The sequence below is a fragment of the Nonomuraea sp. bgisy101 genome, assembly GCF_057708945.1.
This window is the reverse complement of the sequence record NZ_JBYITD010000007.1, coordinates 1-21,408: the sequence shown is the minus strand read 5'-3', so window position 1 is coordinate 21,408 and position 21,408 is coordinate 1. Positions and strand designations below refer to the sequence as shown.

At 69.1% G+C, this 21,408-nt stretch carries 18 protein-coding genes; 7 read left to right on the top strand and 11 right to left on the bottom strand.

What is annotated here, in order from left to right:
* Positions 1-6: 6 nt before the first annotated feature.
* Positions 7-579: a CGNR zinc finger domain-containing protein gene (locus AC3EO4_RS14825; RefSeq protein WP_431896050.1), complete on the top strand. Its 573-nt coding sequence runs from the start codon at positions 7-9 to the stop codon at positions 577-579.
* Here AC3EO4_RS14825 and AC3EO4_RS14820 read toward each other — a convergent pair.
* A complete protein-coding gene (locus AC3EO4_RS14820) occupies positions 487-1,845 on the bottom strand; it encodes an MFS transporter (RefSeq protein WP_379573591.1) in 1,359 nt (452 codons plus the stop codon). The genes AC3EO4_RS14825 and AC3EO4_RS14820 overlap by 93 nt on opposite strands.
* A 44-nt stretch (positions 1,846-1,889) precedes the next feature.
* On the opposite strand from AC3EO4_RS14820, the gene AC3EO4_RS14815 reads away from it, so the two are divergent.
* A complete protein-coding gene (locus AC3EO4_RS14815) occupies positions 1,890-2,408 on the top strand; it encodes a winged helix-turn-helix transcriptional regulator (RefSeq protein ID WP_379573590.1) in 519 nt (172 codons plus the stop codon).
* Between the two features lie 600 nt (positions 2,409-3,008).
* On the opposite strand, the gene AC3EO4_RS14810 is transcribed toward AC3EO4_RS14815, so the two are convergent.
* The gene (locus tag AC3EO4_RS14810) at positions 3,009-4,217 is read right to left on the bottom strand and encodes an amidohydrolase (RefSeq protein ID WP_431896049.1); all 1,209 of its coding nucleotides are present in this window, start codon (positions 4,215-4,217) and stop codon (positions 3,009-3,011) included.
* A 104-nt stretch (positions 4,218-4,321) separates the two neighbouring features.
* Here AC3EO4_RS14810 and AC3EO4_RS14805 point away from each other — a divergent pair, with 104 nt between their 5' ends.
* Positions 4,322-4,768, top strand: a complete 447-nt coding sequence (locus AC3EO4_RS14805) for a hypothetical protein (protein ID WP_379573588.1) — start codon at positions 4,322-4,324, stop codon at positions 4,766-4,768.
* Between the two features lie 5 nt (positions 4,769-4,773).
* Here AC3EO4_RS14805 and AC3EO4_RS14800 read toward each other — a convergent pair whose 3' ends face one another.
* The 3 genes from AC3EO4_RS14800 to AC3EO4_RS14790 are packed head-to-tail and all read right to left on the bottom strand — an operon-like array spanning position 4,774 to position 7,735.
* Positions 4,774-5,580, bottom strand: a complete 807-nt coding sequence (locus AC3EO4_RS14800) for a carbohydrate ABC transporter permease (RefSeq protein ID WP_431896047.1) — start codon at positions 5,578-5,580, stop codon at positions 4,774-4,776.
* Positions 5,577-6,431 (bottom strand): carbohydrate ABC transporter permease, encoded by an 855-nt coding sequence (locus AC3EO4_RS14795; protein ID WP_431896046.1) that lies wholly within the window; start codon positions 6,429-6,431, stop codon positions 5,577-5,579. The genes AC3EO4_RS14800 and AC3EO4_RS14795 overlap by 4 nt, the downstream gene beginning before the upstream one ends.
* On the bottom strand, positions 6,428-7,735 hold the full coding sequence (locus AC3EO4_RS14790) for an ABC transporter substrate-binding protein (protein ID WP_379573585.1): 1,308 nt from the start codon (positions 7,733-7,735) through the stop codon (positions 6,428-6,430). Before AC3EO4_RS14790 ends, AC3EO4_RS14795 begins: the two co-directional genes overlap by 4 nt.
* Before the next feature lie 231 nt (positions 7,736-7,966).
* Between AC3EO4_RS14790 and AC3EO4_RS14785 the strand changes: the two genes are divergently transcribed.
* Entirely contained in the window at positions 7,967-8,980 is a 1,014-nt protein-coding gene (locus AC3EO4_RS14785; protein WP_431896044.1) for a LacI family DNA-binding transcriptional regulator, read from the top strand.
* A 141-nt stretch (positions 8,981-9,121) separates the two neighbouring features.
* Here the strand turns inward: AC3EO4_RS14785 and soxR are convergent, their stop codons facing one another.
* The 6 genes from soxR to AC3EO4_RS14755 all read right to left on the bottom strand — a co-directional run bounded on the left by soxR (position 9,122) and on the right by AC3EO4_RS14755 (position 17,470).
* Positions 9,122-9,577, bottom strand: a complete 456-nt coding sequence (gene soxR / locus AC3EO4_RS14780; RefSeq protein WP_431896042.1) for a redox-sensitive transcriptional activator SoxR — start codon at positions 9,575-9,577, stop codon at positions 9,122-9,124.
* 530 nt (positions 9,578-10,107) lie between these two features.
* Positions 10,108-12,915, bottom strand: coding sequence for a vitamin B12-dependent ribonucleotide reductase (locus tag AC3EO4_RS14775; protein WP_379573582.1), 2,808 nt, complete (start codon positions 12,913-12,915; stop codon positions 10,108-10,110).
* Positions 12,912-13,367, bottom strand: a complete 456-nt coding sequence (gene nrdR, locus AC3EO4_RS14770) for a transcriptional regulator NrdR (protein ID WP_183647109.1) — start codon at positions 13,365-13,367, stop codon at positions 12,912-12,914. Before nrdR ends, AC3EO4_RS14775 begins: the two co-directional genes overlap by 4 nt.
* Before the next feature lie 856 nt (positions 13,368-14,223).
* Positions 14,224-14,463, bottom strand: coding sequence for a hypothetical protein (locus AC3EO4_RS14765; RefSeq protein ID WP_379573581.1), 240 nt, complete (start codon positions 14,461-14,463; stop codon positions 14,224-14,226).
* A gap of 1,627 nt (positions 14,464-16,090) precedes the next feature.
* Positions 16,091-17,002 (bottom strand): diacylglycerol/lipid kinase family protein, encoded by a 912-nt coding sequence (locus AC3EO4_RS14760; protein ID WP_431896039.1) that lies wholly within the window; start codon positions 17,000-17,002, stop codon positions 16,091-16,093.
* A gap of 162 nt (positions 17,003-17,164) precedes the next feature.
* The gene (locus tag AC3EO4_RS14755) at positions 17,165-17,470 is read right to left on the bottom strand and encodes a LysM peptidoglycan-binding domain-containing protein (protein WP_379573579.1); all 306 of its coding nucleotides are present in this window, start codon (positions 17,468-17,470) and stop codon (positions 17,165-17,167) included.
* Between the two features lie 922 nt (positions 17,471-18,392).
* Here AC3EO4_RS14755 and AC3EO4_RS14750 point away from each other — a divergent pair.
* The 3 genes from AC3EO4_RS14750 (at position 18,393) to AC3EO4_RS14740 (ending at position 20,794) form a co-directional block, all read left to right on the top strand.
* Positions 18,393-18,668 (top strand): hypothetical protein, encoded by a 276-nt coding sequence (locus AC3EO4_RS14750; RefSeq protein WP_379573578.1) that lies wholly within the window; start codon positions 18,393-18,395, stop codon positions 18,666-18,668.
* 27 nt (positions 18,669-18,695) lie between these two features.
* A complete protein-coding gene (gene lexA, locus AC3EO4_RS14745) occupies positions 18,696-19,403 on the top strand; it encodes a transcriptional repressor LexA (RefSeq protein WP_379573577.1) in 708 nt (235 codons plus the stop codon).
* 260 nt (positions 19,404-19,663) lie between these two features.
* The gene (locus AC3EO4_RS14740) at positions 19,664-20,794 is read left to right on the top strand and encodes a MalY/PatB family protein (protein ID WP_431896036.1); all 1,131 of its coding nucleotides are present in this window, start codon (positions 19,664-19,666) and stop codon (positions 20,792-20,794) included.
* The last annotated feature ends 614 nt before the right edge of the window (positions 20,795-21,408 follow it).

Below are 21,408 nucleotides of genomic sequence, written 5' to 3'. Positions count from 1 at the left end.
AGAGACATGCGAACGCGAGACTGGGTGTGGGACGGCGGACGGCCCGCACTGGATTTCGTCAACACCTACCGAGACCGCAAGACCGGCGGCCGGGAACTGCTGCGCGAGCCCGAGGACCTGCTGGCGTGGCTCGGCCTGCCCGAAGACCTGCCGTTCGCCCCGAGCCCGCAGGAGTCCTCGGTGGCCGGGACGACGCTGCTGATGGCGGCGAGAGAGCTGCGCGAGGCCATCTGCCGGTGCGTCGACGCGGCCGCCGCGGGCGAGAGCGGCTTCCCCGAGCCGATCAACCGCTGGGCCTCGCGCAGACAGCCGGCCCTGGTCGAGCTGGGCTCCGACCTGTCGGTCGTCCGGCTGCCGCCCGCCGACCCCGTGGTCGCGGGGCTGGCGGAGATCGCCAGCGACGCCGTCGAACTGATCGGCGGGCCCGACCTGCACCAGGTACGGGTGTGCGCCTCCCCCACGTGCGGCCTGCGCTTCGCCGACAGGTCAAACGCGGGGACCAGGCAGTGGTGCTCCATGAAGCGGTGCGGGAACCGCGAGAAGGTGCGCCTGCACCGCGCCCGCCGTACCGACCAGTAGGACGATGCAGGCGATCAGGGTCACCAGCACGCCCGCCTCCATGCCGTGCGCGCCGATCACGGCGGCCATGGCCGCCGCCCCGAGCGACGAGCCGACATAGCGGGCGGTGTTGTTGGCGCCCGAGCCCATGCTGACGCGGTGCTGCGGCACGCTCTCGATCGCCAGATGGGTGAGCGAAGAGTTGATCAGTCCGCTGCCGACGCCGCTGACGACCAGGCCCGCGATGGTCAGCGGCAGCGAGAAGTCCGCGACCACGCCGAGCAGCCCCGCGAACCCGACCGCGCTCAGCACCAGGCCGAGCGACAGTCTCGAACTCGCGCCGAGGCGCACCCTGCCGACCGCGAGAGAGGACACGAACGACGTGCCGGACCAGGCGCCGAACAGCAGCGCGGTCGACAGCGGGGTCATCCCGTGGGCGGCCTGGAGCACGGTGGGCAGGTAGCTGAGCAGGCCGATGACGGCGGCGCCGACGACGAGCGCACCCCCGGTGGCGACCAGGAACCGCGGCCGCCTGAACAGCGCGAGGTCCAGCAGCGGCTCACGGCTGCGGTGCTCGGCCACCGCGAAGGCCACCAGGAGGAGCGCGGAGACGGCGAAGGCGACGGCGACGATCGGCCGCGCCCAGCCCATCCGGCCCTCGGTCACCCCCGCGACCAGCGCGGCGACTCCGAGCGTCAGCAGCAGCACGCCCGGCAGGTCGATCCTGCGCCGCTGCGCGGCCCGCGACTCCTCCAACGTCACGGCCGCCGCCACCGTCAGCGCGAGCGCGGCGACCGCCACCACCCAGTAGATCGCCCGCCAACTCGTCAGCACCGCCAGCAGGCCTGACAGCAGCGGGCCGACGGCGGTACCCAGGCCCATCATCGCGCCGTAGACGGCCGTGGCCCGCAGGCGGGGAGCGCCGGAGGGAAAGGCATGGCCGACGATGCCCAGGCTCGCGGCCAGCACCGCGGCACTGGCCGCGCCCTGCACCAGCCGGGCGGCGACGAACACCGGCACGTTCGGCGCGGTCGCGGCCACCACGCTCGCCACGGCGAGCACCGCGGTGCCCGCGACGAGCGTCCGCTTCCTCCCGTAGTCGTCGGCCAGCCCGCCGGCGACGAGCAACAGGGACGACAGGCCCAGCGCGATGGCGCTGAGGATCCACACCGGGCCGGTCGGCCCCGCACCCAGCGCCATGGCGGTGTCGGGCAGCGTGACCATCGGGGCCGTGTAGTTCGTGAGCACGAGCAGCGGCGCCGAGGCCGCCACGGTCAGTCGGTTCATTCATTGAACCTAGCACGGTTCAATGAATGAACTAACGTGGGGTCATGGCACTCGGCAAGAACTACGACGGGCAGGACTGCTCGCTGGCCAAGGCGCTCGAACTGATCGGCGAGCGCTGGACGCTGCTGGTGATCAGGGACGCGATGTACGGCGTGCGCCGTTACGGCGACTTCCTCGCCCACCTCGACATCCCGAGGGCGGTGCTGTCACAGCGCCTGGCCGCGCTGGTCGAGGCAGGAGTGCTGGACAAGCGGCGCTATCAGGACAACCCGCCCCGCGAGGAGTACGTGCTGACGGAGGTGGGCAGAGAGCTCTGGCTGCCCGTGCTGGCGCTGGCGCAGTGGGGCGAGCGCCACCTCACCTCGGCGGGGGCGCGGCGGCTGTTCTTCCACAGCGCCTGCGGCACCCGCCTGGACCAGGCGGCGCACTGCTCGGCGTGCGGGGTGCGGGTGGGCCTCGAGGAGGTCGAGGTACGGCCGGGGCCGGGGCTGGAGACCTCCAGGTCGGACGCCGTGAGTGTGGCACTCCGCCGGTCGCACCGCATGCTCGAACCCCTCCCCTGACGGCCGCCTCAAGCCTCTCGTCATCCATCGCCCACGGCGCAGGGCTACCTGAGGACACACCGGATCCAAAAGGACCGGCGACCCGAGACCCGACCCACCGAGACCCGTCCGACCCGGGATGAGGCCGACCCGGGACCGGGCCCAACCGGGACCCTGCGGGCCTGAGGACCAGGCCCGCCCGAGCGACCGGCGACCTGGGAATGGGCCGGTGCGAGGGGACGGACACCCCGGGTGACCCGCCCGGGACCCGGCCCGATCCGGGACCGGGGATTGGAGAAACGGCGACCGGGGGATGGGCCGGTGCGAGGGAACGGGCACACCGGGCGGACGGACACGCCGGGGTGACCCGCCCGGGACCCGGCCCGATCCGGGACCGGGGATTGGAGAAACGGCGACCGGGGGATGGGCCGGTGCGAGGGACGGCCACACCAGGCGGACGGACACCCGGGGGCGACCCGCCCGGGCTCAGCGAACCGGGGAACCGGAGACCTGGGGTCCGGGCGGCGGTGAGGGCCACGAGTCCCTGAGGGCCGGATGGGCGTTCGCAGGACACCGGCCGAACGAGGGAAACCGCGGGCCGGCGCCCCGCCCGGCACGACGTCAGGACTCGCGGTAGTACGGGTCGGTGACCGTGCCCTCCCCGGTGTCGGTCGAGTAGGAGTACACCTCCCGCCCGTTGACGAACACCTGCAGCGCCCTGCTCATGACGTCCAGCGGGTCGCCGGACCAGATGACCACGTCACCGTCCAGCCCTGGCTTCAGCGAGCCCACCCTGTCGTCAAGACCCATGATCTTCGCGGGGTTCACGGTGATCGACCGGAGCGCCGTGTCGCGGTCGAGCCCCTCCTTCACCGCCAGCGTCGCCTGATGGACCAGGAAATGGATCGGCACCACCGGGTGGTCGGTGGTGATGGCCAGTTCCACCCCCGCCCGCGCCAGGATGCCGGGATTGCGCAGCGAGCGGTTGCGCAGCTCCACCTTCGACCTGCTGGTGAACAGCGGGCCGATGATCACCGGGATCTGCCGCTCGGCCAGCAGGTCGGCGATCAGGTGGCCCTCGGTGCCATGATTGATGATCACTCGGTAGCCGAACTCGTCGGCCAGGCGCAGCGCCGTGGCGATGTCGTCGGCCCTGTGCGTGTGCTGGCACCAGGGCAGCTCCCCGTCCAGCACCTTCACCAGGATCTCAAGCGTGCCGTCGCGGTCGAACGCCTTGCCCTCCGCCTCGGCCTGGTCGCGCTTGGCCCGGTAGTCCTGCGCCTTGCGGAACGCGTCACGGATCACCGCGGCCACACCCTGCCTGGTGGAAGGCAGCTTCTTCTGGTCACCGTACACGCGCTTGGGGTTCTCACCGAGCGCGCTCTTCACGCTGACCGGCTCGCGGACGAGCATCTCCTCGACCGTACGGCCCCAGCACTTCACCGCCACCGTCTGACCACCGATCGGGTTGCCCGAGCCCGGCTTGATGACGGCCGTGGTGACGCCGCCCGACAGCGCGTCGCCGAAACCGAGGTCGCCGGGGTTGATGGCGTCGAGCGCGCGCAACCTGGCGCCATTGGGGTCGGTCATCTCGTTGGTGTCCTGGCCGGCCCAGCCGTCGGCCTCCTCGTGGACGCCCAGGTGGCCGTGCGCCTCGACGAAGCCGGGCAGCACCCAGCCGCCCGCCGCGTCGACGATCGGCACGCCCTCGGGAATGTCGATGTCGCGCCCGACGGCCACGATCGTGCCGTCCTGGATGAGCACGGTGCCGCCGTCGATGGGTTCGCCGTCGACAGGAACCACATATCCGCTGGTGATCGCGATATTCATGCATGCAACCTAGCGGAACTGACCGGCCCGCTTTCCAGATTTCGCCCCCATTGTCAGGAGATGTCCGGCATGATGATCTGCAGTCTGACGAAAGGAATGGCAGCGTGCTCAAGTCTGCTCTCGCGGCTGCGGTGATGATCGGCGGGATCCTGGCGGTCCCCGCGGCCGCCAACGCCGCCGGCTACACCCCCGAAGGGGTCTGCGGCAGTGGCTTCGCCGTGGTCAACAAGGCGCCGGTGGGGTCGCTGGGCACCGTCTACCTGCTTTACAACCGCAGGAACGGGCTCAACTGCGCCGTCACCATGAAGTCCAAGCTCCAGGGGCTCAGCACCCGCACCACGGTCGAGCTGCAGGTCTCGCGTCCGGCCGGCAACGGCACCGCGCCCTATGTCGAGAAGGACTCCGACTCCGGGCGGTTCAAGTACTACGCCGGGCCCGTGAAGCTCCAGGGCAAGGGCATGTGCGTGAAGTTCTTCGGCTCGATGGCCAACGGATACAGCAAGTCGACGGTCTCCCACGGCGGCAGCAAGGCGTGGAGCAACTGCGGCTGATCTCCTCACCCCTTGGTGGCCCCGCTGGTCAGCCCCTTGACGAAGTGCCTCTGCAGGGCGAGGTAGAACACCAGGATCGGTAGCGTGGCCAGGAACATCAGCCCGAACACGGTGCCGAAGTCCACCTGGTACTGCCCGACCGCCCGATAGATGCCGGTCGTCACCGTCGTCCCCTGGCTGGGACCGAGGATGATCAGCGGGTTGAGGAAGTCGTTCCAGATCCACACCGAGAAGAAGATGATCGCGCTGGCCGAGGCCGGGCGCAGCAGCGGGAACACCACCCGCCAGAAGGTGGCCAGGCGGCCCGCCCCATCGATGGCGGCCGCCTGTTCCATCTCGATCGGGATCGTCCGGACGAACCCCGAGAAGACGAACACCCCGAACGGCACGTAGTAGCCGACGTTGAACAGCACCAGCCCCTGCACGGTCGTCATCAGGTCGAAGAGCTGGAGCACCCGCACCACGGGCAGCAGGATGACCTGCGGCGGGATCATCAGCCCGCACAGCAGTAACAGCGTGGCCGCTCTCCCCCACCGCGACGGCGTGCGCGCGAGGTAGTGCCCGAGCATCGCCGACAGGATCGTCAGCACCGCGACCGACAGCGCCGTCACGATGACGCTGTTGCCGAGGCTGGCCCAGAACAGCCGGTCGGGGCGCGACAGCACGGCCGCCAGGTTGTCCAGCGTCGGCGGCAGCGGCGGCCCGAACGGGTCGGGCGCGATGTCGGGGCCGTGCTTGAAGGTGTTGGCCAGCACGACGTACAGCGGCACCGCGAACAGCGCCCCCACCACGGTCGTCACCAGGGCTCTCACAGCTCGACCTCCCGTCGCCGCAGCAGCCTCAGCGCCACCGCCGACGCCGACGCGATGATCGCCAGCATCACGATGGCCATCGCCGAGGCGTAACCCTGCCTGTTGGCCACGAATCCGGTCTGCAGCACCACGAACGCGATCGTGGCGGTCGAGCCCGACCCCGGCCCGCCGTTCGTGATGACCTGGATGTGGTCATAGGCCTTGAACGCCGTGATCAGCAGGACGACGGTGTTGACGGTGACCGCGGGCGCCAGCATCGGCCAGGTCACCTTGCGGAAGCGGGCGACGGCCCCCGCGCCGTCGATGGCCGCCGCCTCCTGCAGTTCGTGCGGTACGGCCTGCAGCCCCGCGAGGTAGACGACGACGCAGAAACCGAGCATCTGCCACGACATGATGCCGCCGAGCGAGTAGAGCGCGAGGTCGGGATCGGACAGCCAGCCGATGTCGGTGCCGAGCGCCAGGTTGACGATGCCGTCGTCGGCGAGCATGCGCGTCCAGACCACGCTGACCACGACCGAGCTGAGCACGACGGGCACGAAGAACGTGGCCCGCCACGCGTTGTAGAACCAGCCCTTGCGGTCGAGGAGCACCGCGATGGCCAGTCCTGCGACGTTGGGCACGATGACGATGATCGCCGTGAGGATCACCGTCACCTTCAGCGCGGTCAGGAACTCCTCGTCGGTGAAGAGCAGCTGGTAGTTGCGCAGACCGACGAACCTGCTCGGCGGGTTGAAGGGGTTGTGGTCGGTGAGGCTGTATCCGAAGCTCACCACGATCGGCGCGAGCACGAAGCACAGGTAGACGAGCATGCCGGGTGCGGCGAACACGCCGAAGTGCGCGAGTCTCCTCAAGAGGCCTTGTCCCATTCGGTGTCGAGATAGGCGGCGGCCTCGGCGGGCTTCTTCCTGCCCAGGATGACGTCCTGTACCGCGGCGTAGACCTTCGGCGTCATGCCGGAGATCAGCGAGTCGCCGCCCGTCTCCCACGAGAAGGCCTTCACCATGGCGTTCGCCTGGACGTTCTTCGACCACAGGTCGTACGTGGCCTTGAAGACGGGGCCGGTGTCGGCGGGCGGGGTGTAGCCCTTGATCGCGGGGAAGAGCGCGTCGGACTTCACGGAGTTGTCCAGGTTGCTCTTGTCGAGCTGGAAGGCCAGCGCGAACTTCTTGGCCGCGTCCAGGTGCTTGGAGTTGGCGTTGACCTCGAGCCCGCCGCCGGTGTAGCCGGGCAGGAGCGGCGCGCCGTCGGCCGTCGGCCATGCGAAGACACCGAGGTCGTCCTTGATGTCGCTCTTGTCACCCGCGGCGGCGAACCATGAGCCCATGGGGTACATCGCGCCCTTGCCCGCGAGAAAGGCCTGCTCGGTGGCGGCGTAGTCGAGGGAGAGCATGCCCTTGTCGATGTAGCCCTTGCCCGCCAGGTCGCCGACGAGCGTGAGCGCCTTGACGAAGTCGGGGTCGGCGAACCTGACCGAGCCGGCTCTCCTGTCGGTCATCCAGCCGGGGGTCTTCCTGTACACCTCCGTCGCCACCGTCGCGGTGAGCGGGAGGACGCTCGGAAAGGCCTCCTTGCCGCCGCCGACCACGAACGGCGTCATGCCCTTGGCCTTCAGCTTCGCGCCGGCCTCCAGAAGTTCGGCGTAGGTCTTCGGCGGCGCGCTGATGCCCGCCTTCTCGAACATCGACTTGCGGTAGTAGACGTTGGGGATCGACTGGGTGTTGGCGGGCAACTGGTAGACCTTGCCGTCGATCGCGCCGCCGTCCGGCACCAGGAAGTCGCCGAGTTCCTCGGGTTTCCACGCATAGAGGTTCTGCGCGGCGCCGATGTCGGCGGGGGAGACGGCCAGCATCACGTCGGGGAACTGGCCGGAGGTCAGCAGTTGCTTGGCGTAGCCCGTGCGGTCGACGGTCGGCGCGACGAGCTTCTTCACCGCGATGTCGGGGTACTTGTCGGTGACGCGCTTGATCGCCGAGTCCCAGTACTCCGGGGTGAGGTTGGGGGTCTCGAAGGTCAGGAAGCTGATCTCCTGCTGCTGCCGCGCGGGAGCGCTGCCGGTGCCGCCGGGGGCCGGCTGGGCGGTCTCCCCCACGGTGCACGCGGTCGCGGCGACCGCGATGGCCAGGAGCGCCAGGACCGTTCTGCGGTGGTCAGGCATGGCGGAACTACCTCCGTCTGGGGGCGGGCGTCGGAGTTGTCCGTGAGCGTTCACGTGAACGCTCACGAGCAGCCTCCGACGTGACGTCGGCGATGTCAAGGGGTGGTTGACAGCCACGCGCGGCGGACCGATGATCGGCCCGTGAGCGTTCACGTGAGCGCTCCCACACGCTGCCTCCGCCCTTCACGCGTGGCGGCGTCAGCGCAGCCAGAGGAGGCTAAAGTCTCAGTCGTGCCAGGGACGAAGAAGTCGCGCAGGGTCACCATCGACGACGTGGCACGGTCCGCCGGCGTCTCCCGCCAGACGGTGTCGCGGGCCATCAACGACAAGGGCGAGATCGACCCCGAGACCAGGCGGCGCGTACTCCAGGTCGCCCAGGAGATGGGCTACCGGCCCAGCAGGTTCGCCCGTGGCATGGTGCGCCAGGACGTCACCACGCTCGGGCTGATCATCGCCGATGTGCTCAACCCCTTCTTCCCCGAGGTGGTCTCCGGCGTGCTGGAGGCGGCCGACGAGCGCGGCTGGCAGGTCGTCGTGTACGCCACGGGCTCAGAGCTGGACAAGGAGCTCGCGGTCGCCGAAAGCGTGCCCAACCACGTGGACGCGTGCGTCGGGTTCCTGCTCCACACGGGCGCCATCGACAAGATCGCCGCCTCGGGCATCCCCTTCGTGCTGCTCGACCGAGGCGGCCGCGCACCGGCGGTGCCGGGCGTGGACATCGACTTCGCCAGCGGCATCAGGCAGGGGCTCGACCACCTCATGGAGCAGGGACACCGGCGCATCGCGATGATCGACGACCACGCGCACGCCCGGCCTGGCACACACAACGCTCGCAGGGAGCTCTACCTCGCCTTCGCCGCCGAGCACGGGTTGCCGGTCGACGAGACGTGGATCCAGCCCGCGGTCAACTCCGTGGACGGGGGCGCCGCGGCGATGGACGAACTGCTCGCCGCGCATCCCGACGTCACCGCGGTGTTCGCCTACAACGACCACATCGCCATCGGGGCGATGCGGAGGGCCATGCGGCTCGGGCTCGCCGTACCGGGCAACTGCGCGTTTCTCGGCTTCGACGGGCTGGCGATCGGGGAGCTGGTCGACCCGCCGCTGACCACGATCCACATCGACAAACGCAGGCTCGGCCACCTGGCGGTCGACCAGGTCGCGGCGGTCATGACCGCGCCTCAGGGCTCGGGCGTCGAGGCGATGACGATCGACCCCAGGCTGGTGGTGCGCCTGTCGACCTGAGCCCCCAGGCTGGTGGTCCGCCTATCGACCCCAGCCCCCAGGCTGGTGGTCCGCCTGTCGACCTGAGCCCCCCAGGCTGGTGGTCCGCCTATCGACCCCAGCCCCCAGGCTGGTGGTCCGCCTATCGACCCGAGCCCCCAGTCAGGGCTCCAGCAGGCGGCGGGCCCCAGACCCCTGCCTTCCCAGCGCGTCACCGGGGTTGACCAGCGTGCACTGCTCGAACGACAGGCAGCCACAACCGATGCACTCGGTGAACCTGTCGCGCATCCGCTCCATCTTCTTGATCCTGGCGTTGATCTCCTCGCTCCAGCACTGCGAGGCCCGCACCCAGAACTCCCGCGTGGGCGGCGCGTCCGGCGGCAGGAAGCCCAGCACGTCGCCGATCACCGACAGCGGCATGCCGACGCTCTGCGAGGCCCGGATGAACGCCACCCTGCGCAGCGTGCTGCGATGGTATCGGCGCTGGTTGCCCATGGTACGGCGGCTGCCGATGAGGCCCTCCCGCTCGTAGAAGCGCAGCGCGGAGGCGGGCACGCCGCTGCGCTGCGACAGCTCACCGATCGTGAGTTCCTTGGAGATCGCTGCGGGCTCCGGCACGCCCTCCAGGCTAGCTTGACTTCAACCTCGGTTTAACTACGAGGGCGGTCTCCTCGACGACCGAGGAGTCCCCCGATGCCCGACGTCGTGGCCCAGGGCCTGGCTCGACGCACCCGCGACGACGTGCCTGATCGGCCCCGGCCACACCACCGAGAATGACGCCGACCATCGCCTGTCGGGCTGCTCGCTCGGCGCATGGTTCGACATGATCGTCCACTCCCCGAAGTCACTCCTGCCCGCCTCCTCACCTGACACGCACCCGCCACCCAAACCCCGAAGCCACCCCGTCCGGCCACCACTTCCCGGGGTAGCTATTCCGCTCTGGCTCCTCACCGAGGTCGGAGAGCATGCGCGAGGTCGGAGAGCATGCGCGAGGTCGGAGCGCGGCCATCGAGCACGCAGGCCGGTGGCGCGGCCCCACCGGGACCAGAGATCCCCGCAGGTCGGGGGTTCGAGACGACCGGGCCACGCCGTAACGACAACGGGGGGATTCGGAAGTCGCCCTCCGAATCCCCCTGTTCAGCCAGGTGTCAGCTGCAGCCGCTGGTGGAGCCGCAGCCCTCGCAGACGTAGCAGCTGCCCGCGGGCCGCATCTTCGTGCCGCAGGTCATGCAGAGCGGCGCGTCGGCGGTGAAGCGCTGGTGGCTCTCCAGCGTCAGCTCCTTGGTCTCCCGCGCAGGCGCGGGAGCGGCGGGCTCGACTGCCTTCGCCTCGATCGGCGCCGACTGCGCGAGCTCCTCCCTGTCGACCGCGGGGTCCTCGCCGCGCTGCTGAGCCGTACGCTCGGCGGCGGAGAAGATGCCGAGCGCGGCCCGCTCGTCGTAGGGCAGGTGGTCGAGCGCCAGGCGGCGGAAGATGTAGTCCATCACCGAGGTCGCCATCCGCACGTCGGGGTCGTCGGTCATCCCGGCGGGCTCGAAGCGCATGTTGACGAACTTGCTGACGTACGTCTCCAGCGGCACGCCGTACTGCAGGCCGATGGACATCGCCACGGAGAAGGCGTCCATGACACCCGCCAGTGTCGAACCCTGCTTGGACATCTTGAGGAAGACCTCGCCGAGCCCGTCGTCAGGGTAGGACGAGGCGGTCATGTAGCCCTTGGCGCCGCCCACGGTGAAGCGGGTGGTGGTGCTGGGACGCTGGTTCGGCATCCGGCGCCGGGTCGGCCGGTTGACCTCGATGACCTTGACCTCGGGCTCCTGCGCCTCGACGCCGGCAGCGGCCTCCTTCTTACCCGCGGCCGACAGCGGCTGGCCGACCTTGCAGTTGTCGCGGTAGACGGCCAGGGCCTTCAGGCCCATCCGCCAACCCTCCATGTAGACCTGCTCGATGTCCTCGATCGTGGCCGACTCGGGGAGGTTGACGGTCTTGGAGATCGCGCCGGACAGGAACGGCTGCGCGGCTGCCATCATGCGGACGTGGCCCATGGGCGCGATCGCCCGCTCGCCCATCGCGCAGTCGAAAACCTCGTAGTGCTCGCGCTTCAGCCCGGGGGCGTCGACGACGTGGCCGTGCTCACCGATGTACTCGACGATGGCCTCGATCTGCTCCTGCTGGTAGCCGAGCTGCTTGAGCGCCCGCGGAATCGTCTGGTTGACGATCTGCATGGAGCCGCCGCCCACCAGCTTCTTGAACTTGACCAGCGCCAGGTCGGGCTCGATGCCGGTGGTGTCACAGTCCATCATCAGGCCGATGGTGCCGGTCGGCGCGAGCAGCGAGGCCTGCGCGTTGCGGTAGCCGTTCTTCTCGCCCAGCCTGAGGCAGTCGGACCACTGCTTGGACGCCTCGGTGTGGATCTTGGCGTCCATGGTGCCGATGGTGCGCAGGCTGTCGTTGGCGCCCGCGTGCTTGCGCATGACGCGCTTGTGCGCGTCGGCGTTCCTGGCATAGCCGTCGTACGGCCCGACCACCGCGGCGAGCTCGGCGCTGCGCCGGTAGGACACGCCGGTCATGAGCGAGGTGATCGCCCCGGCCACCGCGCGGCCGCCGTCGGAGTCGTAGGCGTGGCCCGTCGCCATGAGCAGCGCGCCCAGGTTGGCGTAGCCGATGCCCAGCTGGCGGTAGGCGCGGGTGGTCTCGCCGATCTTCTCGGTCGGGAAGTCGGCGAACGTGATCGACACGTCCATGGCCGTGATGATCAGCTCGGTGAGCTTCACGAAGTTCTGGATGTCGAAGGAGTTGTCGTCCTTCAGGAACTTCATCAGGTTGATGCTGGCGAGGTTGCACGAGGAGTTGTCCAGGTGCAGGTACTCCGAGCACGGGTTGGACGCGGTGATGCGGCCGGTCTCGGGGCTGGTGTGCCAGTCGTTGATCGTGTCGTCGTACTGCACGCCGGGGTCGGCGCACTCCCACGCGGCCTTGGCCATCTTGCGGAAGAGGTCCTTGGCGTCGACCTGCTCGATGACCTCACCCGTCAGGCGAGCGCGCAGGCTGAACTTGCCGCCCTTGTCGACGGCGCGCATGAACTCGTCGGAGACGCGGACGGAGTTGTTGGCGTTCTGGTACTGGACCGAGACGATGTCCTTGCCGCCCAGGTCCATGTCGAACCCGGCGTCACGGAGCGCGCGAACCTTGTCCTCTTCGCGCGCCTTCGTCTCGATGAACTCCTCGATGTCGGGGTGATCGACGTCGAGGACGACCATCTTGGCGGCCCTGCGGGTCGCGCCGCCCGACTTGATGGTGCCTGCGGAGGCGTCGGCGCCGCGCATGAAGCTCACAGGGCCGCTGGCCGTACCACCGCTCGACAGCAGTTCCTTGGAGGAGCGGATGCGGGACAGGTTGACGCCCGAGCCCGAACCGCCCTTGAAGATCACACCCTCTTCCTTGTACCAGTCGAGGATCGACTCCATGGTGTCGTCGACGGCCAAGATGAAACAGGCGCTGACCTGCTGCGGGCTCTGCGTGCCCACGTTGAACCACACCGGCGAGTTGAAGGCGAACACCTGGTTGACCAGGGCGTGCTTCAGCTCGTGGTCGAAGATCTCGACATCCTCGTCAGTGGCGAAGTAGCCGTTCTCGACCGCGGTCCTGGTGTACATCCCGACCACGCGATCGACGAGCTGCTTCAGGCTCCACTCGCGCTGCGGGGTGCCGACCGCGCCGCGGAAGTACTTGGTCGTCACGATGTTGGCCGCGTTGACCGACCACGACTCGGGGAACTCCACACCCCGCTGCTCGAAGTTGATCGAGCCGTCGCGCCAATTGGTCATGACAACGTCGCGGCGCTCCCACGTGATCTCGTCATAGGGATGCACTCCGGGCTTGGTGAAGATCCTCTTCATCTTCAACCCCTTGCGCTTGCCCCCACGCGTCGCTGACCCGCTGACCGTCTCCGTCATGACTCCCCCTTCTCGGCTTTAAGTTGCTTGATCTCGGCCTCGAAGTCCGCCAGGCTCTCGAAACCGCGATATACCGATGCGAACCGCAGGTACGCCACCTCGTCCAGGTCGCGCAGCGGCCCGAGGATCGCCAGGCCGACTTCGTTGGAGGGGATCTCAGCCGCGCCTCTGGCCCTGATCGCCTCCTCGACCCGCTGCCCGAGCTGCGCGAGCGAATCCTCTGTGACAGGCCGGCCCTGGCAGGCCCTGCGTACGCCCGCCACCACCTTGTCCCTCGAGAACGGCTCCGTCACTCCGCTGCGCTTGCTCACCATCAGCAGGACCGTCTCCTGCGTGGTGAACCTGCGCCCGCATTCAGGGCAGGTACGGCGACGCCTGATCGCGCCTCCGTCGTCCGTGGAGCGGCTGTCGATGACCCTGGTGTCCGGGTGACGACAGAACGGACAGTGCACGCTTCGCCTCCTCGACACTCCACCTGGCTCACCACTCGTAAAATGCTCGTCGGCAGATGCTCGCGCCCGCTCCACGGGCTGCCATGGACCGGTCACGGAAACACAAGTTATGGTGAACCTACATCGGTGTAACTACTAGATGTTGTGGTCCAACCGTAGAAGCGCGCGACCATGAACGCAAGTTGGCCGGGCCCGGTGAATCGAAGTCGCTGATCAGCCGCTCAGGGTCGGGCGTGTCGCACGTGAGTGACGTACGCACGCTCCTGTGACCCGTCACGGCACGACCGCCCGCGCCGCCGTTCTCGGGTCCGCCACCCTCGCGTCGCGGCTCGTCGACAGGCGCAGATGATCTCCGCGAAGGGGGCGAACGTCGGCACGAGGCAAGACCCTATGCCGCCGCGCGCCCACTCTCGACCACGACACCGGCGAATGCGCGGCTCAATTCGAGCACTCGTCGGTACGTCCCGGACCGAGCGACAGGACGACCAGATCCGTGTCCCCTCACATCCGACCGGCGGAGGATGACGCCGTCATGATCGCCGAGGCCTTTGATCCGCCTCTGCCTCAACGCCGCGCCGCCACCCGCCGTACGACGGAACCCTCGGATGAGGCCCGCGTACGCCGGTCGCCGGCCACACAGAACCTCGGACCAAGCCCGCGCACCAGCGCGTTCGGCACATGGAACCTCGGACCAAGCCCGCCTACCTCCGCGCTCGGCACACGGAACCTCGGACGAGGCTCGCCTACCGCCGCGTTGGCCGCACGGAACCTCGGACCAAGCCCGCCTACCTCCGCGCTCGACGCACGGAACCTCGGACGAGGCTCGCATACGCCGGTCGCCGGCCACACGGAACCCTCAGACGAGGCCGGCGTACCGCCGGTCGTTGATCGCCGGGAGTAACGCGCGTAACGAGGGCGTGAACGCACATCCAAGCCGCATCTCGGCCGCGTCCGACTCCCCCTCAGAGATAGGTGAGAAGGCCGGCAGGCCGCCGATGATCGACTGCTCGAAGGCCGAACGAGGCGCAGCCAGGCGAGCGAACGGCCACTGCCTGCCCCAGCACTTCAGGAACGGCAGCCACAAATCGAAGCCCATGCCATCCCTCCTTCACCTCGCCGGTGTGGATTCCATCCCACCAGACGGCACCGACAATTTCGGAGCGCCGCCAACACCGCACTCGGCGCCTTGCCGCCTCGCCTGGGTGCCGATCATGACGACCTGGTTCGTCTGGTGGGGTGTGGCGATCGAACTCAGCGATCGAGCCCCCGCTTCCCACCGGCGAACGCGAGCCGACCACGGCGGCGGCGACGCCTCACGAGATGGACCATCAAGCACGAGATGGACCATCAAGCACGAGATGAACCGTCAAGCACGAGATGAACCATCAGGCACGAGATGAACCATCAGGCACGAGATGAACCATCAGGCACGAGATGGACCATCAGGCACGGAAGGGGAGGAAGTCTGACCGGCTGTAGATGCGGATCACAGGGGTTGACAGGTGATTTCACCATGGCGATGTACGGCGCCAACGCCCCGTTCGCCAGAGGCGTGCATGGCCGCCTCGACCATGGAATAGCTCCCATCCCAGGCGCCCAGCACACATGTACACGGTCAACGGCTCCGTGCAACGGATACACGTACGCCACACCCACCGCTCCGGCAGGTTCGCCCTGTCTCTCGGAGGTGGGGAGTAGCTCGCTACATCCCAGCCCGCACCGCTTGTACAACGCGTAGGACCGTCCATTCTGAGCCCTTGGTGACCGCCGCAGTCTCACGGCATGACGCCAGATGGTGTCGCACGTCGCGATCTGCTGGAAGACGCCGTCTCCCAGATCCCTCAAGCAATTGAATCCTCATAGTGATCCCGAATGCGCACTCATGGGGGACAGTCCTTCACCGGCGCACGCAAGAAGCGTGTGACACGAACCGAGAACCTCGATATATGTCGAGCAGAACGCGTTGTCACCTCGCGGGTCGTCGCGGCACTCATAGTTGGCGTCTCGGGCCTTCGAACAGTCGAAATCGACAGCCGGATCAACGTTCCCCTGACAGCGCGAGAACTCTCTTTCACTCGCAGCGCACACGACGTCAGACCGGATGGGGGCTCCCGTACGGCACGACAAGTGGGGTTCGACGGATGCGGCACAGCCCTCTCCATCAGGGAACGCCGCCCGCTCCGCATCTACCTTCAATTCCGACGATCAGTGCTCGCTGGCACGATGTGGCCGAGTTCTTCGCCTTATGGCGCGTGACGCAGTCCTCATATCCTGGCGCTTTCGACCGGCAGTCCAACCCTCTCGACCCCTTACCCCTTGGGCAGATGTCATCGGCCGCGGCACGCGAATCGGCATCCGTCAGAGAATCCCATGACGGCTGCGACCGTGGAATCTGCGGAGGTGCCACAGTTGCGGAGCAACCGGCCAGGGCGAGAATGGCCGTGAGTGCCGTCAGCACACTCCGGATCCGCCACCCCGGTGCGACCATACGTCCGCATGGATCCGCGGCCGACATCAGCACGCGAACATCAGCCCGGTCGCCGAACCAGCGCTATCGGCATCAAAGTGGGGCCGCCGTCATCACCCCTTGTGTGTGCACCGGCTTGGCGGCATTTCAGAAACAACACAGGGCCGTACCCCGTATCCCCATCGGGCGCCCGTCGAGATCAGCAACGCCGGCGATGCGCCGGTCGCCGTACCCGTATCTCCATCGGGCGGCCGGGTCATGGTCGGCTTGTCACGGAATCGTCGCTCCTACCGGGTGCGGGGACCAGAAGGCGCCAGGCCGCGTGGCGGACCGTCCAGGTACGGCGCGTCACCTCGGGACCCACCTCGCCGTCGGCGTTGACGGGAACGGGCTCCCCCGCGATCGTGATCTCCCTTGCCCGGCAGGTGCGCACGTCGGCATGATCGGGATGCTCGCCGCGACGCAGCCGAAGGGCGAAGGCGAGGCGGGCGAGCGGGCCCGTGGCGAAGGAGACCACCACGTCGGCCAGCCCGTCGTCGAGCAGGGCGTCGGGCGTCAGAGGGGTTCCGCCGCCGATCGACCTGCCGTTGCCGATGCCGACCAGCAGGACCCTGCGCCGCCCGTCGGCGAGCGTCCCGCCGTCCGCGACGACGCGCAGCCTCCAGCCCGGCGCCCGCACGCCCGCGATCACCGCCCCCACGACGTACGCGGCCCGGCGGAGCAGCGATTTGAGCGGTACAGCCTCGCGCGAACCCAGCGCCCCGACTCCGAGATGGACGGCGTTGATCACGATGCCGCCTCTGTCATCGGCAAGGAGATCCATGGGGCGCACGTGCCCGTCCAGGACCACGCGGGCGGCTCTCGAAGGGTCGAGCGGCAGACCAGCCGCGCGCGCCAGGTCGTTGCCCGTGCCCATCGGCACCAGCCCGACCGGCCTGCTTTCCAGTTCCCCGCGGTCGGCGAGCGCCGCCACCAGCGCGTGCAGGGTGCCGTCGCCGCCCATGACCACGGGTACGCGGTCGGAATGCTCCCCCAGCACCCTGCCGAGATCCTCGGGATCCTCACAGATCCGCACATCGGCCCCGGCCTCCAGGGCCGCCACCGCGGCGCGGCGGAGGTCGTCGTCGGCCCCGCCTGCCTTCGAGTTACGGATCACGAGCAGCTTCACGGTTCCTCCTTCGGAGAACCGCTCACCTGCCCTCCCGTGCCGGGGCGACACACCTGGCGAGGGCAGGCCGTTGCCGAGCGCGTGCCGTGGAGCGGACGTCGTCTCCCAGGAAGAAGGGGCGCCGACTCTCGGCCGGCGGCCGACGCATACCCCAGGTGCCGGTCAGGGCGCGCGGTCGGGCAGGTAGAGCCGACCGCCGGGGCGGATGAGTGAGCTGTTCAGCCCGTTGAGCCGCATGATCTCTCCCGCCACCGCGGAGGGGTCGTCGCCCGGAGAGACCGCGGCCGCGATGGTCCACAGCGTGTCGCCCTTCTCGACGACCACCCAGGGCAGCCCCTCGCGCCCCGTCCCGGTCATCTCCTGCGCGATGGCCCAACTGGTGGCCTTGGCGCCGAGCACGAAGCCTCCCAGGGACAATACGGCGAACAACCCCACGAGCACGACCCTCCCCCGTCTGGTCAGCCTCATGGGAGGGTGCTGGATCTGCTCTCCACCCGGCTCCGGCCCTGCCGGGACCACCCTGAGCCCACCCCGGCCCGACCTCGGCCTGGTCTCGCGCGCTCTACGCTTCCTCGCTTTCCCCCGATTCGCCGCGGTGCGCACCTTCGGGGCTCGGTCGACCGCCATCGGCCTGGGCCGATCCGCGACGGCCTCACTCAGGGGCAACGCCGCCCGCGCGATCTGAGGCACCGTGGCCGACCGCGCCTCGTGGGACCGGGCCGCCGCCGATCCCACCTCCCGCGTCCGCTCCGTGGGCGACCCCACCTCCTGGGGCCGGTTCCCGCCCGGCAACGCGTTCTGCCCTTGTGTCGCGCCCGTCTGGAGACCGCCGCCCCTTCGTCGCCAGGCCGGCCTGCCCAGCGACGTACCGCGCAGCCCGCCTCGCTTGCCCCGTCGACCGCTCTGGCGCCCCTCCCGCCCTCCGCGCGTACCTTCGCCGCGTCCTGTCCGCCCTGATCGATCGCCTGTCGCGATCGCCCGGCCCCGCATGCCGTCCATCTCCGCCCCCGGCTCTCTCGTCCCGCCTTCAGGACCGCTCGTGCCCTCCCGCGCGTCCGAGTCCTGCACCCCCTGGTCGCGGACGACCCGCAACCGCCCGCCACCTGCCGCGCGTGGCCCCGTGGACCGTCCGCCCGATGCCCCTCGTGACCCGGCAGACCGCCCACCCCCGGCCTCGCGCGGCCCCGCGGGCCGTCCGCCGACCTGCTTGCCCTGGGCGCCGCCGTCGGCGGCCAGGGCCTCCCGTCCGTCCGCCCCCGCGGACGCTTCCCCTGCGCCGCGCCCCTTCGCCGTGCGAGGCGCCGCGCCGCGCCCTGCCGTACCACGAGGTGGGGGAACCAGGCGGAGTCGGCCTCCAGGAGCGGGAGGACGCACGCGCTCCTCTCTCGTGATGTCCGCGATCAAGGTGAGTTGTTCGTCTTGGCTGGTCGAATCTGTCGTTGTGGTCGCTCGCACTGATGACCTCCCGCCACCGTCGACCCAAGGAAAAGGTCAAATAAAGATCAGCGAATCGAACACGGTGTCGATCGAACTCCCGTACGATGTTGTACACCACGTCACCGACGATTTCGAGGAAGACTCGAACAATTGTTTGAAGTTGATCTTCATCGGCGGTACGGTCGCTGTGTGCGACATGAAGACCACGGACCGGAAGGTGGGCCGGTGAGGCATGCCGCCGGGCGAGGAGGAGAGCATGAGCGAGCCGAATGACGGCAATGGCGTCAGCGACCTTGCGGTCCGCCGTCGTGACTCACTGGGCCTGACACCCAGGCAACGCAAGATCCTTGAGGTGATTCGCGACTCGGTGCAGCAGCGCGGCTACCCGCCGTCCATGCGCGAGATCGGCGAGGCCGTGCAGCTGACCAGCACTTCCAGTGTGTCGCACCAGCTGACCGCGTTGCAGCGCAAGGGCTACCTGCGGCGTGACCCGCACCGCCCCCGCGCCCTTGAGGTCAGGCTCCCCGGCGAGCCGGTGCTGTGGGTGGACCCCGACGGTGGCGAGGACGAGTCGCCGGTCAGCAGGCCGACGGCCGCCTACGTGCCTCTGGTCGGCCGCATCGCCGCCGGTGGTCCGATCCTGGCCGAGGAGAGCGTCGAGGACGTCTTCGCGCTGCCCAAGCAGCTCGTCGGTGAGGGCACTCTCTTCCTCCTCCAGGTCGCCGGTGACTCGATGATCGAGGCCGCGATCGCCGACGGCGACTGGGTGGTCGTACGGCAGCAGCCGGTGGCCGAGAGCGGCGACATCGTGGCAGCCATGATCGACGGCGAGGCGACGGTGAAGACGTTCAAGCGCAAGGATGGCCACATCTGGCTGGTCCCGCACAACGCCAACTACGACCCGATCCCGGGCGACGAGGCCAGCGTGCTCGGCAAGGTCGTGGCGGTCCTCCGCCGCCTCTAGCCGTGTCTCGCCGCTCGATCGGCCCTCACCTTTCCCGAGGGTCGATCGAGTCGGCGTACCCCGAGCTGGGTCTTCATGGCGCACGTGTTCCAGTGCCGCATCAGGCAACGTCCGACCTTACTGTGAGGTGACACAGCCGAACCGGCATGGTGGGCCATGCCGCAGAACGTGTTCCGGTACCGAGCTCTCGGCCACCACGGCGGTTCGCCCGTCGACTCCTCCCAGCGGGCAGATCAGCTCGCAATCCGTATCCATCGGGCATGTCGCACATTCTGGGTGACACTGATCGGGTGGACGATACCTTCCCCCGGCCCACCAAAGACGGCCTGAAATGGGCGAACGCGGGTCCTGACGTCATCGCCTGCTGGATCGCCGACATGGACTTCCCCACCGCGCCCGCGATCGTCGAGGCACTCCAGCGACGCGCCCGCGGCGACCTGGGCTATCCCGCCTGGGCGGCCGACCCGCAGGCGGGCCCGCTGGCCGAGGCGTTCACCGAACGCATGCTCGTCCGGTACGGCTGGGACGCCGACCCGTCAGCCGTCCGCGCCTTCTCCGACCTCAACCAGGCGCTCCAGGTCGTGCTCCACATCGCCACAGATCCTGGTGACACGGTCGCGATGCACGCCCCGGCCTACCCTCCGTTCCTCGGCACACTCGAGGAGATGGGCCGCGTGCTGCGCACCGACCTGTCGGACCTGGCTGATTGCCGCGCGCTCGTCCTGGTCAACCCGCACAACCCGACGGGCAGGGTCTTCACGAGATCCGAGCTGGCCGCCTTGGCCGAGCAGGTCGAACGGCACGACCTGCTAGTCGTCTCCGACGAGGTCCACGCCGACCTGGTCTATTCCCCCGCCGAACACATCCCGTTCGCCTCGATCCTGCCCGAACGCACGATCACCCTCACGTCCGCGACCAAAGCCTTCAACCTCGGCGGCGTCCGCTGCGCGCTGGCCCACCTCGGCCCGCCGCGGATCCGCGAGACACTCCGCTCCCATCCCTCCTTCCTGTACGGCGGCGCGAACGTGTTCGGCGTCGAGGCCACGGTGGCCGCGTGGAAGCACGCCGACGGGTGGCTGAGCGACACCATGACCGTCCTGGACCGCAACCGGCAGCTGATCGCCTCACGGGTGCCCGGGTACGTGGCGCCCGACGCGACGTATCTGGCGTGGCTGGACGTGGGCCGTCCGGGGATGGCCGAGGTGCTCGAGCGAGAGGCGCGCATCCTGGTGAGCGACGGCGCCACCTTCGGGCCCGGTGGGGAGAGGTTCGTCAGGGTCAACTTCGCGACCTCGGCCGAGATCCTCACCGAGGTCCTGGACCGCCTGACTCGCGTGTGCGCGATCCCGGCGGCGACGTCACCTCGGCCCGAACCGCTCACCGGCCGCTGACAACCCCTGCGCACGGCGGGGGGCCTGCGCCCAGGTCGGCCTGACGCTGTCAACGAGACCGCCCCATCCCAACCTGAAACGGCAGGACAGCCTCCGCTCAGGTCGGCCTGACGCTGTCAACGACACTGCCCCATCCCAGCTGGAAAGGGCGGGGCTGCCAGGTCGCCCCCGGAAACTTTTGGTTGGACCTCCCCGCCCAGCCGGGAAGGCAGGCGGGCTCGACCGCGCCGGCACAGCGCGGGTGCGCTCTCCGGGCACCAACGCGGATGCGCACCGGGCACAACGCGGATGCACAGAGGTACCTGCCCCCGATGTTCGCCGAGGCTTCCACACGGAGGACACTGCCGGCGGCAGGCCGCTCCGGTCGGCACAGGCGTGGACGGACGTCGCACCAGGTGTGGGCCTCACCCAGGACCTTCGCCCGTGACCGCCTCTCGTGACCCCGACGGTATGCGGGGCACGAGAGGCGAGCGGGTGGCCGGTGCACGGTGGAGCGGGCGCACCGTAGAGCAGGCGCACCGTAGAGCAGGCGCACCGTAGAGCAGGCGCACCGTAGAGCAGGCGCACCGTAGAGCAGGCGCACCGTAGAGCAGGCGCACCGCGGGGCAATGCCG

Coding starts and splice junctions, on each gene's coding strand:
- AC3EO4_RS14825 (WP_431896050.1), top strand. CDS start 7: ATGCGAACGCGAGACTGGGTGTGGGACGGCGGACGGCCCGCACTGGAT.
- AC3EO4_RS14820 (WP_379573591.1), bottom strand. CDS start 1,845: ATGAACCGACTGACCGTGGCGGCCTCGGCGCCGCTGCTCGTGCTCACG.
- AC3EO4_RS14815 (WP_379573590.1), top strand. CDS start 1,890: ATGGCACTCGGCAAGAACTACGACGGGCAGGACTGCTCGCTGGCCAAG.
- AC3EO4_RS14810 (WP_431896049.1), bottom strand. CDS start 4,217: ATGAATATCGCGATCACCAGCGGATATGTGGTTCCTGTCGACGGCGAA.
- AC3EO4_RS14790 (WP_379573585.1), bottom strand. CDS start 7,735: ATGCCTGACCACCGCAGAACGGTCCTGGCGCTCCTGGCCATCGCGGTC.
- AC3EO4_RS14775 (WP_379573582.1), bottom strand. CDS start 12,915: ATGACGGAGACGGTCAGCGGGTCAGCGACGCGTGGGGGCAAGCGCAAG.
- AC3EO4_RS14765 (WP_379573581.1), bottom strand. CDS start 14,463: ATGGGCTTCGATTTGTGGCTGCCGTTCCTGAAGTGCTGGGGCAGGCAG.
- AC3EO4_RS14755 (WP_379573579.1), bottom strand. CDS start 17,470: ATGAGGCTGACCAGACGGGGGAGGGTCGTGCTCGTGGGGTTGTTCGCC.
- AC3EO4_RS14750 (WP_379573578.1), top strand. CDS start 18,393: ATGTCCGCGATCAAGGTGAGTTGTTCGTCTTGGCTGGTCGAATCTGTC.
- lexA (WP_379573577.1), top strand. CDS start 18,696: ATGAGCGAGCCGAATGACGGCAATGGCGTCAGCGACCTTGCGGTCCGC.
- AC3EO4_RS14740 (WP_431896036.1), top strand. CDS start 19,664: ATGTCGCACATTCTGGGTGACACTGATCGGGTGGACGATACCTTCCCC.